The organism is Flavobacterium silvisoli (assembly GCF_004329815.1).
Lineage (GTDB): Bacteria > Bacteroidota > Bacteroidia > Flavobacteriales > Flavobacteriaceae > Flavobacterium > Flavobacterium silvisoli.
Map to the genome: position 1 here is coordinate 116,568 of NZ_SJPE01000007.1, position 14,759 is coordinate 131,326.

The 14,759-nt window shown below is 38.4% G+C and carries 15 protein-coding genes; 8 read left to right on the forward strand and 7 right to left on the reverse strand.

The window, feature by feature from the left end; genetic code table 11:
• Window positions 1-119: 119 nt before the first annotated feature.
• Window positions 120-353, forward strand: coding sequence for a hypothetical protein (locus tag EZL74_RS07595; RefSeq protein WP_131476005.1), 234 nt, complete (start codon window positions 120-122; stop codon window positions 351-353).
• A 66-nt stretch (window positions 354-419) separates the two neighbouring features.
• Here EZL74_RS07595 and recQ read toward each other — a convergent pair whose 3' ends face one another.
• Window positions 420-2,615, reverse strand: a complete 2,196-nt coding sequence (gene recQ / locus EZL74_RS07600) for a DNA helicase RecQ (protein ID WP_131476006.1) — start codon at window positions 2,613-2,615, stop codon at window positions 420-422.
• Between the two features lie 86 nt (window positions 2,616-2,701).
• Here recQ and EZL74_RS07605 point away from each other — a divergent pair, with 86 nt between their 5' ends.
• The 5 genes from EZL74_RS07605 to EZL74_RS07625 all read left to right on the forward strand — a co-directional run bounded on the left by EZL74_RS07605 (window position 2,702) and on the right by EZL74_RS07625 (window position 5,897).
• Window positions 2,702-3,667, forward strand: coding sequence for a KpsF/GutQ family sugar-phosphate isomerase (locus EZL74_RS07605; protein ID WP_161971712.1), 966 nt, complete (start codon window positions 2,702-2,704; stop codon window positions 3,665-3,667).
• Complete coding sequence (tatC, locus tag EZL74_RS07610; RefSeq protein ID WP_161971713.1) at window positions 3,667-4,497, forward strand: twin-arginine translocase subunit TatC; 831 nt, start codon at window positions 3,667-3,669, stop codon at window positions 4,495-4,497. Before EZL74_RS07605 ends, tatC begins: the two co-directional genes overlap by 1 nt.
• Window positions 4,481-4,828, forward strand: coding sequence for a carboxymuconolactone decarboxylase family protein (locus tag EZL74_RS07615; protein WP_131476007.1), 348 nt, complete (start codon window positions 4,481-4,483; stop codon window positions 4,826-4,828). The genes tatC and EZL74_RS07615 overlap by 17 nt, the downstream gene beginning before the upstream one ends.
• Window positions 4,829-4,901: 73 nt before the next feature.
• Window positions 4,902-5,642 (forward strand): LPS export ABC transporter ATP-binding protein, encoded by a 741-nt coding sequence (lptB, locus tag EZL74_RS07620; protein ID WP_131476008.1) that lies wholly within the window; start codon window positions 4,902-4,904, stop codon window positions 5,640-5,642.
• A 21-nt stretch (window positions 5,643-5,663) separates the two neighbouring features.
• The gene (locus tag EZL74_RS07625; protein ID WP_131476009.1) at window positions 5,664-5,897 is read left to right on the forward strand and encodes a DUF5808 domain-containing protein; all 234 of its coding nucleotides are present in this window, start codon (window positions 5,664-5,666) and stop codon (window positions 5,895-5,897) included.
• A 250-nt stretch (window positions 5,898-6,147) separates the two neighbouring features.
• Here EZL74_RS07625 and EZL74_RS07630 read toward each other — a convergent pair whose 3' ends face one another.
• Complete coding sequence (locus EZL74_RS07630; RefSeq protein ID WP_131476010.1) at window positions 6,148-6,861, reverse strand: CDP-alcohol phosphatidyltransferase family protein; 714 nt, start codon at window positions 6,859-6,861, stop codon at window positions 6,148-6,150.
• 112 nt (window positions 6,862-6,973) lie between these two features.
• On the opposite strand from EZL74_RS07630, the gene EZL74_RS07635 reads away from it, so the two are divergent.
• On the forward strand, window positions 6,974-8,044 hold the full coding sequence (locus tag EZL74_RS07635) for a putative type IX sorting system protein PorV2 (protein WP_449404228.1): 1,071 nt from the start codon (window positions 6,974-6,976) through the stop codon (window positions 8,042-8,044).
• A gap of 17 nt (window positions 8,045-8,061) precedes the next feature.
• Window positions 8,062-9,201, forward strand: a complete 1,140-nt coding sequence (locus EZL74_RS07640; protein ID WP_131476011.1) for a lipoprotein N-acyltransferase Lnb domain-containing protein — start codon at window positions 8,062-8,064, stop codon at window positions 9,199-9,201.
• Here the strand turns inward: EZL74_RS07640 and EZL74_RS07645 are convergent.
• The 5 genes from EZL74_RS07645 to EZL74_RS07665 all read right to left on the reverse strand — a co-directional run bounded on the left by EZL74_RS07645 (window position 9,181) and on the right by EZL74_RS07665 (window position 14,759).
• Window positions 9,181-10,575, reverse strand: coding sequence for a sugar transferase (locus EZL74_RS07645; protein ID WP_131476012.1), 1,395 nt, complete (start codon window positions 10,573-10,575; stop codon window positions 9,181-9,183). The two genes, EZL74_RS07640 and EZL74_RS07645, sit on opposite strands and share 21 nt — an antisense overlap.
• 110 nt (window positions 10,576-10,685) lie before the next feature.
• Window positions 10,686-12,017 (reverse strand): O-antigen ligase family protein, encoded by a 1,332-nt coding sequence (locus EZL74_RS07650; RefSeq protein ID WP_131476013.1) that lies wholly within the window; start codon window positions 12,015-12,017, stop codon window positions 10,686-10,688.
• Window positions 12,018-12,019: 2 nt separating this feature from the next.
• Window positions 12,020-13,090 (reverse strand): glycosyltransferase, encoded by a 1,071-nt coding sequence (locus EZL74_RS07655; protein ID WP_131476014.1) that lies wholly within the window; start codon window positions 13,088-13,090, stop codon window positions 12,020-12,022.
• On the reverse strand, window positions 13,087-14,205 hold the full coding sequence (locus EZL74_RS07660; RefSeq protein WP_131476015.1) for a glycosyltransferase family 4 protein: 1,119 nt from the start codon (window positions 14,203-14,205) through the stop codon (window positions 13,087-13,089). Before EZL74_RS07660 ends, EZL74_RS07655 begins: the two co-directional genes overlap by 4 nt.
• Window positions 14,205-14,759, reverse strand: coding sequence for a serine O-acetyltransferase (locus EZL74_RS07665; protein ID WP_131476016.1), 555 nt, complete (start codon window positions 14,757-14,759; stop codon window positions 14,205-14,207). Before EZL74_RS07665 ends, EZL74_RS07660 begins: the two co-directional genes overlap by 1 nt.

The window sequence follows — 14,759 nt, forward strand, 5'->3', positions numbered from 1 at the left end:
TATCAAGGGGCAAAAGTAAGCATTTGACAATTTGAAAATAAGACAATTTAAAAATTGTTTGGCGAAGCATTTTAAAAACAAAATCTGTCCGTAACTTTGTTTCCTATTGAATTGTTGCTATGAGACAAATAAAAATGATATGGGACTTTCGCGGTCCTGATGCAGCCGTTACGGCCGAACACCACGAAAAACATTTGAAAGAATATATTGCATTAGAGAAATTACCGCTGAACATCACGGGATTTGAAACTAAAAATGAGATGCACGCCATTGTTTTTATGGTAGTAACCGATGAGTATATGATTCCGGTAAGAGACGCTTTGAAACCGCACAGGGGTGAAATTTATCAGTAATCGAAACGCAAAAGGCAGATTCCAATTTTACTGAAATCTGCCTTCTGAAATCTATTTTTCAACATTTTAATTAGCAACTTCGCTTATGAATTTAATTCGCATGAGTCGCAATTCTTCGATATCATAATCGCCGTCAAATTCCTTCAGCGCGTCTTCTATCTTATCGGTTTCCGACTCCATGAAATAGTCGTGAATTTCTTCCTGCTGGTCTTCGTCTAAAATTTCGTTAATCCAATAATCAATATTCAATTTGGTACCTGAATAGACAATTTGTTCCATTTCTTTGAGCAAATTATCCATCGTAAATCCTTTGGCTTTAGCTATATCTTCGAGGGATAATTTTCTGTCGATGTTTTGAATGATGTACAGTTTATTGGCTGAATTGGCACCTGTAGATCTTACCACTAAATCATCAGGACGAATAATGTCATTATCCTCTACATAGCGGGCAATCAATTCGACAAATTCCTTTCCGTATTTTTTTGCTTTCCCTTCTCCTACTCCGTGTACATTGCTGAGTTCATCAATGGTAATTGGGTATTTGAGTGCCATATCCTCTAATGATGGATCCTGAAAAACCACAAATGGAGGAACCCCAAGCTTTTTGGCCACCTTTTTACGCAAATCGCGCAACATACTCATTAAAGCTTCGTCAGCAGTACCGCTCGATTTTGCTGCGGTTACAATGGCTTCATCTTCACTTTCACTATATTCATGATCTTCTGACATCATGAATGACGTTGGATTTTTTATGAATTCATGACCGCGTTCAGATACTTTTAATATTCCGTATGTTTCGATATCTTTAGTCAGTAAACCTTCAACCAAAATCTGACGAATAAGTGCCATCCAATAGCGTTCATCAAAATTACTGCCACAACCGAAGAATTTTTGAGTATCAGTTTTGTGGGCTTTTATGGTAGCGTTTACTCTTCCTATAAGAGTAAATACAATTTCTTTGGATTTGTACAGATGTTTGGTATCGCGAACTACTTCGAGTAACATTTTAACCTGATCTTTGGCCTCAACCTTCACTTTAGGATTTCTGACATTGTCATCCATATCAGCACCTTCTCCGGTTTCGCTGTCAAATTCTTCTCCGAAATAATGCAATAGGAATTTTCGACGCGACATTGAGGTTTCGGCATAGGCAACAACTTCCTGCAACAGGGCAAAACCTATTTCCTGCTCAGCTACCGGTTTTCCCGACATGAATTTTTCAAGTTTCTCAACATCTTTATAGGAGTAGTAAGCCAAACAATGCCCTTCACCTCCGTCACGACCGGCACGACCGGTTTCCTGATAGTAGCTTTCCAATGATTTAGGAATGTCATGGTGAATTACAAATCGCACATCGGGTTTGTCAATCCCCATTCCGAAAGCGATAGTCGCAACCACCACATCAACATCTTCCATAAGAAACATGTCCTGATGTTTGGCTCTCGTTTTGGCATCCAACCCTGCGTGATACGGCACGGCACTGATACCGTTTACCTGTAACACTTCGGCTACTTCCTCTACTTTTTTTCGGCTCAGGCAATAAATAATCCCTGATTTTCCTTTGTGTTGTTTGATAAAGCGGATGATATCAGCCTCAATATTTTTGGTTTTGGTACGTACTTCGTAGTATAAATTCGGGCGATTGAAAGAAGCTTTAAAAGTCTTGGCATCGGGCATGTCAAGGTTTTTAAGGATGTCCTCCTGTACTTTAGGCGTAGCCGTTGCCGTTAACCCAATCACCGGCACATCTCCCAATTGTTTGATGATGCTTCTGAGGTTGCGGTATTCCGGGCGGAAATCGTGTCCCCATTCGGAAATGCAATGCGCTTCATCAATAGCTACAAATGAAATGGGAACCGTACGAAGAAACTCAACATACTCCTCTTTGGTTAAGGACTCGGGAGCCACATACAACAATTTGGTAATTCCCGAAGTAATATCTTTTTTTACCTGATTGATTTCGGTTTTGGTCAGCGAGGAATTCAACACGTGTGCAATGCCGTTTTCAGAAGACAGACTTCGAATGGCATCGACTTGATTTTTCATTAGGGCTATCAGGGGAGAAACAACAATGGCTGTTCCTTTTTGAATTAAAGCGGGCAACTGGTAACAGAGTGATTTTCCGCCTCCCGTTGGCATTATAACGAAGGTATTATTTTGGTTGATAATACTTTTTATGACTTGTTCTTGTAATCCTTTAAATTGGTTGAAACCAAAATACTTTTTTAATTCTTTGTGTATGTCAATTTCGTTTGAATTCATTCTGTGTTAATGGTATTTTTACATAAATTTGCAAACATAAAGATACGACTTTCTTTTATACACACAAATTTTATATTAGTACAATTTTGATCAATAAAGAAACCATTTTAGCCTCGGCAAAAAGTACGATTTTATCAGAAAGTGAGGCCATTGCAAAGCTCGTAGACTTTTTAGACGACAACTTTGTCAAAACAGTTGAAAGCATCTACCATGCTAAGGGGCGACTCGTAGTTACCGGAATCGGCAAAAGTGCCATCATTGCACAAAAGATTGTAGCCACCTTAAATTCAACCGGAACCCCTTCTCTGTTTCTTCACGCCTCCGAAGCTATTCACGGCGATTTAGGAATGGTACAACCTGACGATGTGGTGATTTGCATTTCCAAAAGCGGAAACAGTCCGGAAATCAAAGTTTTGGTACCGCTTTTAAAGCAATTCGGAAACCAACTGATTGCCATCACCGGAAACATTACCTCCTTTCTGGGCAAAGAAGCCGATTTCACGCTCAACACTTTTGTTGCCGCCGAAGCTTGCCCTAATAATTTGGCTCCAACCAACAGCACTACGGCTCAATTGGTTATAGGAGATGCGATTGCCGTTTGTTTGATGCAAATGCGTCATTTTACCGCCGAAGATTTTGCCAAATACCATCCCGGTGGTGCCTTGGGCAAAAAACTATTGCTACGCGTGACAGACATGCTCGACCGCACTCACAAACCAATGGTTGCCCCGGATACCAGTATCAAAACGGTCATTGTAGAAATATCCGAAAAACGATTGGGGGTTACAGCCGTTGTAGCCGATAACAAAATTGTGGGTATTATTACTGACGGTGACATCCGAAGAATGCTCAATAAAACCGAAACTATAACTGGGTTAACGGCACAAGATATTATGACAAAAAACCCAAAAACCATTAAGTCAACCGATTTAGTGAGTGACGCGTTCAACATCATGGAAGATTTCGCTATAACCCAATTGGTAGTAGAAGAAAATGGTGAGTACCAAGGCGTTATTCATTTGCATGACATTTTAAAAGAAGGAATCGTATAATGGCAAAAAAACCTAAGAAACCGGCAAATGAAATGTCGTTCCTTGACCATCTGGAAGAATTAAGATGGGTGCTCGTAAGAAGTTCAGCAGCCGTTGTCATCATGGCTACTATTACTTATTTTTTTAGTGATTATATTTTTGATACGCTGATTTTCGGACCAACCGACCCCAGTTTTGTCACGTATCGTTTTTTCTGTGAAGCCTCTCACTTTTTGGGCTTTGCCGACAGCATTTGTATTACCGAGCTACCTTTCATCATTCAAAACACCGAAATGGAAGGACAGGTAAATATTTTTGTATGGACCTGTATCACTGCCGGTTTCATACTGGCTTTCCCTTACATATTGTGGCAATTCTGGAAATTCATCAGTCCGGCACTGTATGAAAAAGAACGAAAAAATGCCAAAGTTTTCATCTCGGTTGCTTCCATCCTTTTCTTTTTGGGTGTGCTGTTTGGTTATTTTGTAATTGTTCCGATGTCGGTCAATTTCCTGGCAACTTTTTCGATAAGCAGCGTGGTGAAAAACCAATTCAACATCGACTCTTATATTGGTATGGTAAAAACAGCGGTAATTGCGAGCGGACTTTATTTTGAATTGCCCATCATACTGTACTTCCTGACCAAACTGGGTATGGTAACCCCAACATTTCTCAGAACCTATCGAAAATACGCCATAGTTATAGTATTAATCATTGCTGCAATAGTAACTCCGCCCGATGTGGTAAGCCAAATTACAGTGGCTGTACCCATGTTATTAATTTACGAAGTCAGTATCTGGATCTCAGCTATAGTAGTACGAAACAAAAAACGACATGAGCAAGCTAGTTGAAGAATTTAATGAATATCGTTCTAAAATGAACGAAAAATTGTTGGCCGACAACAACAAAATTGTCAAACGCATTTTCAATTTAGACACCAATGCTTATGCAGAAGGCGCTTTGGATGTAAAAACCAAAGAACTTTTAGGATTGGTAGCCTCAACGGTTTTGCGTTGTGATGACTGTATCAAATACCATTTGGAAACGAGTTACAAAGAAGGTGTTACCAAAGAACAAATGATGGAAGCTATGGGTATTGCCACCTTAGTTGGCGGAACTATCGTTATTCCTCATTTGCGAAGAGCCTACGAATTTTGGGAAGTGCTTGAAGACAATAAATAATTGTTAAAAGACAAATCAGACAGTTGATTATTCGTTAATTTGTCTAAAAATCTAATGATCTAAGAAGTCTAAAATGAAATTAAGAGCTGAAAATTTAGTCAAAACCTATAAAGGAAGAAGTGTGGTAAAAGGTATCTCCGTAGAAGTAAATCAGGGAGAAATCGTTGGGCTTTTGGGCCCCAATGGTGCCGGAAAAACCACCTCATTCTATATGATAGTAGGATTGGTAAAGCCCAATTCGGGGAAAATTTATCTTGACGATATGGACATCACCGAGTTCCCAATGTACAAAAGAGCACAAAACGGTATTGGCTATTTGGCACAGGAAGCTTCTGTTTTCCGAAAACTAAGCATTGAGGACAATATATTGAGCGTTCTGCAACTGACGAAACTGAGTAAAGAAGAACAGATTGCCAAAATGGAAAGTCTCATTGCCGAATTCAGTTTAGAACACATCCGAACCAACCGCGGCGATTTACTCTCGGGTGGTGAAAGAAGAAGAACCGAAATTGCCCGTGCTTTGGCCACTGATCCCAAATTCATTTTACTGGACGAACCCTTTGCCGGAGTTGACCCTGTAGCCGTAGAAGACATTCAGCGCATTGTGGCACAACTCAAAAATAAAAACATCGGCATCCTGATTACTGACCACAACGTTCAGGAAACACTGGCCATCACCGACAAAACCTACCTGATGTTTGAAGGAGGCATCTTAAAAGCCGGAGTTCCCGAAGAGTTGGCGGCAGATGAAATGGTGAGAAAAGTATATTTGGGACAAAATTTTGAGCTTCGCAAAAAGAAACTGCACTTTTAATTCTGCTAAAAACAATACCTCATGCAAAACCCGAACAAAGAAACCCTTGAGGATTGGCGTAAAAATCCAAAGTACTGGAAACTGAAAGGTCTTTTTTATTACAACAAAGAAGACGAAAGAATTTTGGTAGACAAACAAAATCCGAATTACGGAACGACCTTGAATTTTGCACACAAAAAATCATACTTATTCCTATTCCTGATTTTTATATTTTTCGGATTTATACTGTACATGATAAATAAAAAAACTGCTTAAATCATTTTTCTTCACAACCGGTAACAGCAGTAACCTGCCCTTATTTTTTTTAAACATAGTAGGTGACAGCAGTAACCTGCCCATATTTTTTTTAAACACAGTAGGTGGCGGCAGTAACCTACCCTTAATTTTTCAAAACACAGTAGGTAATAGCAGTAACCTGCCCTTAATTTTTCAAAACACAGTAGGTGACAGCAGTAACCTGTCTATATTTTTTTAAAACACAGCAGGTGGCGGCAGTAATTTATCTTTATTTTGAGGAAGTAATTTTAAACGTATTATCTACTACCGAAAGAAGCACGTATAGCATAATAATCAACGGAACCGCCGGTATCTGAAGGAACAGTAGCAGCAATACTGAAACGGCTAAAAAGAAAATTTGCAATTTATATTTAGCAAAACTGAAATTCTTTATCTTGAGTGAAAACAAAGGAATTTCGGCATTCATGACGTAAGCACTTAATACCGTTATGGCTAGTAAAACCCATGGATTTAATAAAAGGGCTATCAATGAATTATTGGGATAAGTCGCAATTACCAATGGTAAACTGGTTACAAACAATGCATTTGCAGGCGTTGGCAACCCGATAAAAGAATCGGATTGACGGGTATCGATATTAAATTTAGCCAAGCGATAACAAGCACCCAAAGTAATCAAAAAACCAAAATAAGGTAAATAATGAAACGCCGAATAGTTAGTATTTGATAACAAACACAACATTACAAAACCGGGAATCACGCCACTGGTCACCATATCAGCCAACGAATCCAACTGAACTCCCAATGGTCCGGCTACATTGAACTTTCGGGCAAAGAAACCATCAAAAAAGTCGAAGAAAATACCAAGGCAAACAAAATAGAAAGCTAAATCAAATTTTAAATCAATTGCCATCACCAGCGCCACACATCCACTAAACAAATTAAGCATGGTAAATAAATTGGGAATCTGGGCTTTAATCTTCATTCGGCTAAAATTAGTTTTTAAAAAAGTTTTACAAATTTAATACAATAAGTTGCAGACTTCTGCGTTTTATATTAGAGATTTTTATGTGATATTTGTAAAAAGAAAAATTGCCTTGAAAAAAACAATTGCTATTCTCCTGCTACTTACCGGCCTCTACACTCATGCCCAAGCGGTTAGAAAATACTCCAACGAATTCATGAATATTGGGGTTGATGCCGCTGCACTGGGGATGTCAAATGCAGTTACCGCTTTTTCGGGCAATGTAAATTCGGGATATTGGAACCCGGCCGGACTGATGCAGTTGGAAAACAGTGAAGCCGCCCTGATGCACGCCAGTTATTTCGCCAATATTGCCCAATACGATTATGCCGGCTATGCCAAAAAAATTGACGACAGAAGCGCCTGGGGTGTTTCGCTCATTCGGTTTGGGGTGGATGACATTTTGAATACGACGCAGTTAATAGACAGCGAAGGTAATATTGATTACAACCGAATCAGTCTGTTCTCAACTGCCGATTACGGCTTGACTTTTTCCTATGCCCGACGTCCTACTTTGATCGAAGGGCTGCGTTACGGGGTTAATGCCAAAGTCATTCGCAGAATCATTGGCGACTTTGCTAATTCATGGGGGTTTGGTTTTGATTTTGGTTTGCAGTATGAAAAAGACAACTGGTATTACGGTATCATGCTTCGGGATATTACCACTACTTACAACGTTTGGGCCATTGATGAAGATAAATACAATGCTATAAAAGACGCTGTAGCCGGACAAAATCAGGAACCGCCTGAAAGTACCGAGATTACGCTGCCTAAAGCACAATTGGGCATTGCTCGAAAATTTGAATTTCATTACGATTATACCTTGCTTGCTGCCGTAAACCTCAACATGCAGTTCGCCCGAACTAACGACCTCATTGCTTCAGACGCAGTAAGTATTGACCCGGCCTTGGGACTTGAATTCGGGTATACTGATTTGGTTTTTCTCCGTGCCGGTGTGGGTAATTTTCAAAACGTAGAACAGATTGACGGCAGTAAAAAAGTGAACTTTCAACCCAATATTGGTTTAGGATTCAAATACAAAGGCATTCAGGTAGACTATGCGCTGACCGATTTGGGTGACCAAAGTGCCGCACTTTACTCGAACATCTTTTCGGTAAAGGTAGATTTGAGTATTTTTCAATAAACCGTTAAATGAATTCGATGGTAAAATCTAAAATTTACGCTCTTTTTTTGCTGTTTTTTATCTTAAAAAGCGGTATAATATTCGGACAAATGGCATTGGCGGAAACTGCTAAAGTCAGTATTTTAACCTGTGAGGAAGGAAACGAGCTCTACTCGCTTTTCGGGCATACTGCCATCCGGATAAAAGACGATGCTAATGCATTGGACGTAGTGTACAACTACGGTACCTTCGATTTCAAAACCGATAATTTTTATCTGAAATTCATCAAAGGCGATTTACAATATTTTGTTTCGGCTTATTCATTTAATGAGTTTTATTACGAATACACTATGGAAAACCGCTCTATATATGAGCAAAATCTCAAACTCACTACGCTGCAAAAACAGCAACTTTTTGATGTATTGAATAAAAGCCTGGATTCTGATGAAAAGTATTACACGTATAAATTCATCGACCGAAACTGCACCAATATGGTTGTGGATAAAATCAATCAGGTATTGGGAGAAAACTGCATCGTAAAAACCACCGAAAAAAATAAAAGCTACCGGGAAATACTGTTCCCGTATCTAGAAAATCACTTTTACGAAAATCTGGGCATCAATATCATTTTCGGCAAAAAAACTGATGATGAAGGAACGAGATTATTCCTTCCTAACCAGTTCATGGAAAGTTTAAAAGTAGCTGAATACAAAGGAAAAGCACTGTCTGAACAACCCGTTTCGATATTAAAAGCCGAGCCGGTTGCCCCACAAAAATCGGTTTGGAATAACTTTAGCTCGTTTTGTTTAGTGTTGGGATTAATCGTATTTACCCGAAAAAGTTGGGTTTACCTCACCTACTTCACGTTTATTGGTTTATTGGGTGTCTTTTTATCGTTGGTTGGTTTTTATTCGCTGCACGAAGAAGTAGCTTGGAATTACAACGCCTTGCTTTTCAATCCGCTGTTGTTGGTCTTTGTCTATTTGTACTGGAAAAAGAACTTCATGTGGGCCAAAAATGTCGCACTGATTAATCTTTTGCTGTTAACGTTTTACAGCGTTTACCTGATCAACAAACCCAACTTCATCATGTTTCTGCCGATGATTATCAGCTCATTTTTGATGTTGTTTTATTTCATGAGAAAAACCAATTCGGGCTTATTGGCCACGGTAAAATAAAACCGTACTGAAAGTTTTGAAAATGATGTTAAAATCGAGGAAGAGACTTCGGTGTTTGATGTAATACAAATCATATTGCAGTTTTATCAAACTGTCTTCAATAGTGGCACCATAAGAATAATTCACTTGTGCCCATCCGGTTAAACCCGGTTTTATAACGTGACGGGTTTCGTAAAAAGGCATGACTTCAGCAATTTCATTTACAAATACCGGTCGTTCGGGTCTTGGTCCTATAACCGCCATATCGCCTTTGAGAATGTTGTAAAATTGGGGAAATTCATCGATTCTTGATTTTCTCAAAATCTTCCCGAAAGGAGTAACCCTTGAATCATTAGTTGTGGCAAAGACGGCTCCTCCTTTTTCAGCATTTTTTATCATGGTTCTGAATTTGAGAATCTTGAAAACTTTGCCGTTTTTACCCACTCTCTCCTGAGTATAAAATAACTTTCCTTTGTTTCCGATGGTATTGCCTATCAAAACCGGTGGAATCAACAGTAAACCGATGGCCAGACCAACAAGCGACAAAATGATTTCTAAAAAACGAACAATGATAAGGTACAAATGATTCTGATTGCTTCGGCTGAAAGGGAAATATCTGTAAAAATCACGGGAAACATACTGAACCGGAATGCGCTGCGTGATGTTTTCGTAAACTTGTGTATACTCTCTGATGATGAAACCGTTTTCCAACAAATGAATGAGTTGGTTGTATAATTTAACCGTGATTCCGTCTGTCTTTTGAGAAGCAATTACTATCTCGGAAATCGAAAATTCTTTCACAAATTTCTCCAAATCGTCTATAGCAATGCTTTTGATTTTTACAGAGGTTTGCATACTCACATCCGAACTGTCCGAATTAACATAACCCAATACCCGATAATGCGGATCTGCATTTTCTAATCCCTCTACAAGTTCTTTCATCTGTTCTTTATCGCAAATCAGTATTACTTTTTTCAAAAACCTATTGGAAGCAAAAAAGCGCACGTATATAATCCTCCAAGTAAATAACGCAGAAAAAATCGCAATAAAAAAGATGAGAATCTGAAGACGATTGGTAGGTAAAACCGGAGTATAAACCGGGGTTAACAAATACAGTAAAACCGTAGTTGATGTTGTTAAAATAATACTTTTTATGATTTGAAACTGGTTACTGGCCACTTGCAGGTTGTACATTTCAAAAACAGAACCGATAAAATTGAGGTATAATCCCAGGACTATGGTCCAATAGAAATTGGTACTTGAAATATTGAAGTAATTGAATTTGAAAACAATACCAACAAAGTACAGAAAAAACAATACGAAAACTACGTCAAAAATTCGCAGGAGAATCTTTCTCTCCGAAATTTCAAAATGTATATCCTTGTATTTGTTCATTCTTTTGGCAAAAAATCAATAGTAGAATCGCAAGTTAAAAAATATTAGCATTTATAATCCGATTGTAATCAATCATTTCAATTATTTAACATGCAAACCTTTCAGCTGTTTCATAAGTCGGTTTTATCGAAGGATACTTTTAGTAATGATAACGAATAAACAAAGGCCGGAGCCGCAATTCTCATGGCAGCATGGTTTATGGTTAGCAGCCAAAAAATTAAAAAACAAAAAATATAAACGTGCTGTTTGTTGTCTAAATATAAAAATACCGGGGTAAAAAAGACAATCATCAAAGCAATAATTCCCAACATGCCGTGCTCGGCTATAGTTCTTGATATTTCGTTGTGTGAGGTTACAATTTCTCCTGTTTTTTCATAACGAATTTCCAATCCTTTAGCCACTCCAATGCCTAGTATGGGACTGTCCATAAAAGCATCTATCTCACTGGCTAAAATTTCCTCTCTACCGGTAAATCTGCTTTCCTTAACTCTTCCCATAGCATCCTGATTAGCATATCGCTTATCAATCAAACCACTGGTTTGCATAGAAGTATACAGCCAGGTAAATATAAAAACAACCGACATGAACACAAAAAGCATGTTCAACTTATATTTCCCTGAACTCGCCGAATTGAAATACAGGAAAATCAACAAAATAACAATCATTACAAAACCCGTAATCATCCCGCCTCTTGAAAAAGTAACCAATCCTCTGTATGTAATATTGGTTGCAATGATTAGGTTCAGAATAAATATCAGTTTGTTTTTAGAATTGAATATCAATCTCGAAAAGAAAATAAACATTCCGATACCCAAGATGGTTGCTACCTGATTGGGACCAAAACCTCCCGAAGTTTCTCCGTTCGAGCCTGTACCCGTTAGCACTTCTTTTAAATCGGGAGTGTACAACACTAAGTACACCATGGTTGTAACTATAGGGAGTCCTAGGGTGAGGAGAATATTGTTGAGCTGTGAAAATGTAATTTTTCTGTTGTAGTTGTAAATGGAAGCTATGCCCAGACAAACCGGCCCAGAGATGTTAAAAGCAATTGAGGTTCTTAAATCCGTTTGCAGGTTCAGAGTCTCGGTTGCCACTATTACTCCGGGTAATAAGAGGAGTAAATAAATCCAAAACGGGACTGCATTTTTAGAAAAACCACTGTAGAACATTCCAAATAAAAGGAATATCATGACCCCATATTTTGAGAATTCATACAAAATGGAGCCTCCCGTCATTCTCAAAAAAACTTCGCTGCCCACTATATAGGCTGAGACAAATAAAACCTCATTGTTCTTGTTTCCGGATTTTAAAACATAATATATCCCCAACAGCAATATGGCTGCGCTGTAAAGTGAGGCAATCGGTCTGAATAAAAAGATTAATACACCTAATAAAACGTGAATAGCGATTAATATAATGTATTTTTTATCTTCTGTTTTCATTCTTATTTCTTTAACCAATTCAGATATTTAGCAATAACGGCTTTTTCTGAATTATTTTCACTTATTGACTTATACAGGGCTTTTCCCAGATTGTTTCTCAAGGTTTCATCTTCAATCAATTTAACCAAATGAAGGTAAAACTCATCTGCTTGTTTTCTGTTCACCATAAAACCGTTCACACCATGCGTTATCATGAAAGGAATTTCTCCAACATTAGTAGTAACTACCGCTTTACTCAACAATCCATACTCAATCAGGGCAACCGGTAATCCTTCGGAATCTGAAGTCAGTATGGCAATATCAGATTGAAGGATAATATTTGTAGTATCATTTTTTGACCCGTAAACAAATACTGTGTCTTCCAGTTCTTTAGATACAATCAATGCTTTTATTTGAGCCGAATATTCATCATTAAAATCTTTTCCTACCAGATGGAATGTCCATTCCGGATAATTTTCTTTTACTTTTTGAGCTACCTCCAACAACAAAAAATGATTTTTTTGCAACCTCAAATTTGCCAAACACAAAATTCTTTTGCCTGGCGTACCTTTTAAACTGGTTTGATTAAGGATGTTAGTCTCCACACTGGTAAAATTGGGAAAATAAATTACATTGCTACAATTTAACTCTTTCTGTGCCCATTTTTTTAGTTGATCGTTTACTACTATAATACCTTTGAAAAAGAAAGAAGCCAGTTTAAGGGCTATGGTTTCCTTCTTAGAAATGAATTCGCTCAATCCGTTGTGATCATGCCATACGATTTTAATTTTGGGATAACAGAATTTTGTCAAAACCGCAACAAAATAAGAGCTGCTATGGGCATGAACAATCTCAATCCGGTTTGTTTTGCAATAATTTCTCAAACGCCATGCGGCACCAAAATCAATGGTTTTCGTCTTTTTCAGAAAAAGATAAGTAACCTTTTCAGACAATTGAGCTTTTAAAGCACCTTCTGTTCGGGTGGTGATCAACCCTGAAAAATCAACCAATCCGACTATGGCATTGGCATAATTTACCGCCATCTTTTCAGCACCTCCTACTTCGAGTGAATCAATGATCTGAACTATTCTCATGATTGCAACAGCATTTTTATCTCGTTTTCAAACACATCCAGAGTATACTTTCTAGACCAGTTGGCCGCATTTTCAACCCTTTGATTGTAGTCATCCTGATGGTCCAACAGTTGGATTATTTGTTCTGCATCTTTTGGTAAACTCATTTGCAACAGTATACCTCTCTTTCCTTTATCGAGCATATTTGGCACACAGGAAACTGCCGTCGCTATCGGCAAACATCCCCAAAACATCCCTTCAGCAACTGCCTTGGGCCAGCCCTCACTTTCCGAGGGTAAAACTACAAAATGATTCTCGATATAAGCCTGCTTAATAGCTTCCTGATTTTGATTTCCTTTTAAGAAAACAAATGATTCCAATTGATGAGCAGCAATATATGCTTCGAGTACTTTTCGTTCCATTCCTTCCCCATAGAGCGTCAGCTGTACATTTCTTCCCAAACGGTACAATTCTTCTACAAGTTGAATAGCATACAGGGGTTGCTTTCCGTTAGACAAAGTACCGACAAAAACAAAAGAAATTGTACCTTCCAGTTTCCTTATTTTCAAGGGAATCTTATCCGTTTCGGTATACGTTGCCGTGAAAAACGACTTGACATTCTTAGTACTGTTTTCCCACTCCCCGTACACCAAAACCTGCATATTTTTGGTTAAAAAAGTATTACTGACAATCCATTTCTGTAATCGGTAGCTGAATGGTTGCTTGGATTTCGGATCCCAATTACCGGCATACTTGGTTGTTTTTATTTTTTTGGGAAAAAACACTTGAAGGAAGGCTCCCAATAAACTGATATTTCCGGGGCAACGAAGGTGAATATGATCGGCCGAACGCATGGCTTTCAACAACACCAAACAATTGTAGCACGAACTCCAGATGGCCTTGAACGCTGCTTTTAAAGTCAGCATATCCATCTCGCGAAGGACATGAACCTTGTGAATTGGAAACGTTACAGGTGCATTCAGAAAATTGCGATCCTCGTTCCATACCGAGCAGGCAAACTCAATTTCATCAGCGTATTTAGCCCAATACACCATCTCTTTGGCATACGGGCTGTAGGCAAAATAAATATCGTTTTTTACGATAAGCGGTGCTGTAGAAATGACTAGTAATCGCATTAAATATATCCTTTTGATCCTTTATCAGAAATCTTAACAGCCGGAACTCCTGAGTAAACTGAACCCTCTTCAATATCGGTTACCACCAGCGAGCATGCTCCTATCATCACATGATCTGCTATGGTAATTTTACCGGCTACAACGCTGTTGACTCCGATAAAAACATGATTTCCGATTTTGGGCACTCCCCTGTTTTCAGCCAAACCCGAAACGCCTATAGTTACACCTTGAGCAATATTACAATTATGTCCGATGACTGTGCGGGCATTCAGTACAATTCCGCCAAAATGACCAATATAAAAAGAATGACCAATAGTAGCTGCGTAGGGAATTGAAATTCCGGTGGTCAACTCAATTATTTTTTGCCAAAGATATAAAGGAATAAATAGAAGCATCTTCAGAGGTTTGAAAGTCACTTTTTTGCAACAATAATGAGCAATCCGGTATTGAAATGTTGCCCAAAAACCTTGAGTAAAAAAAACAATAACCCAAAAATTGGCACCGTATTTTTTATAACGCAGGTAATCGGAACGGATAAGTTGAAATAGCGTCAT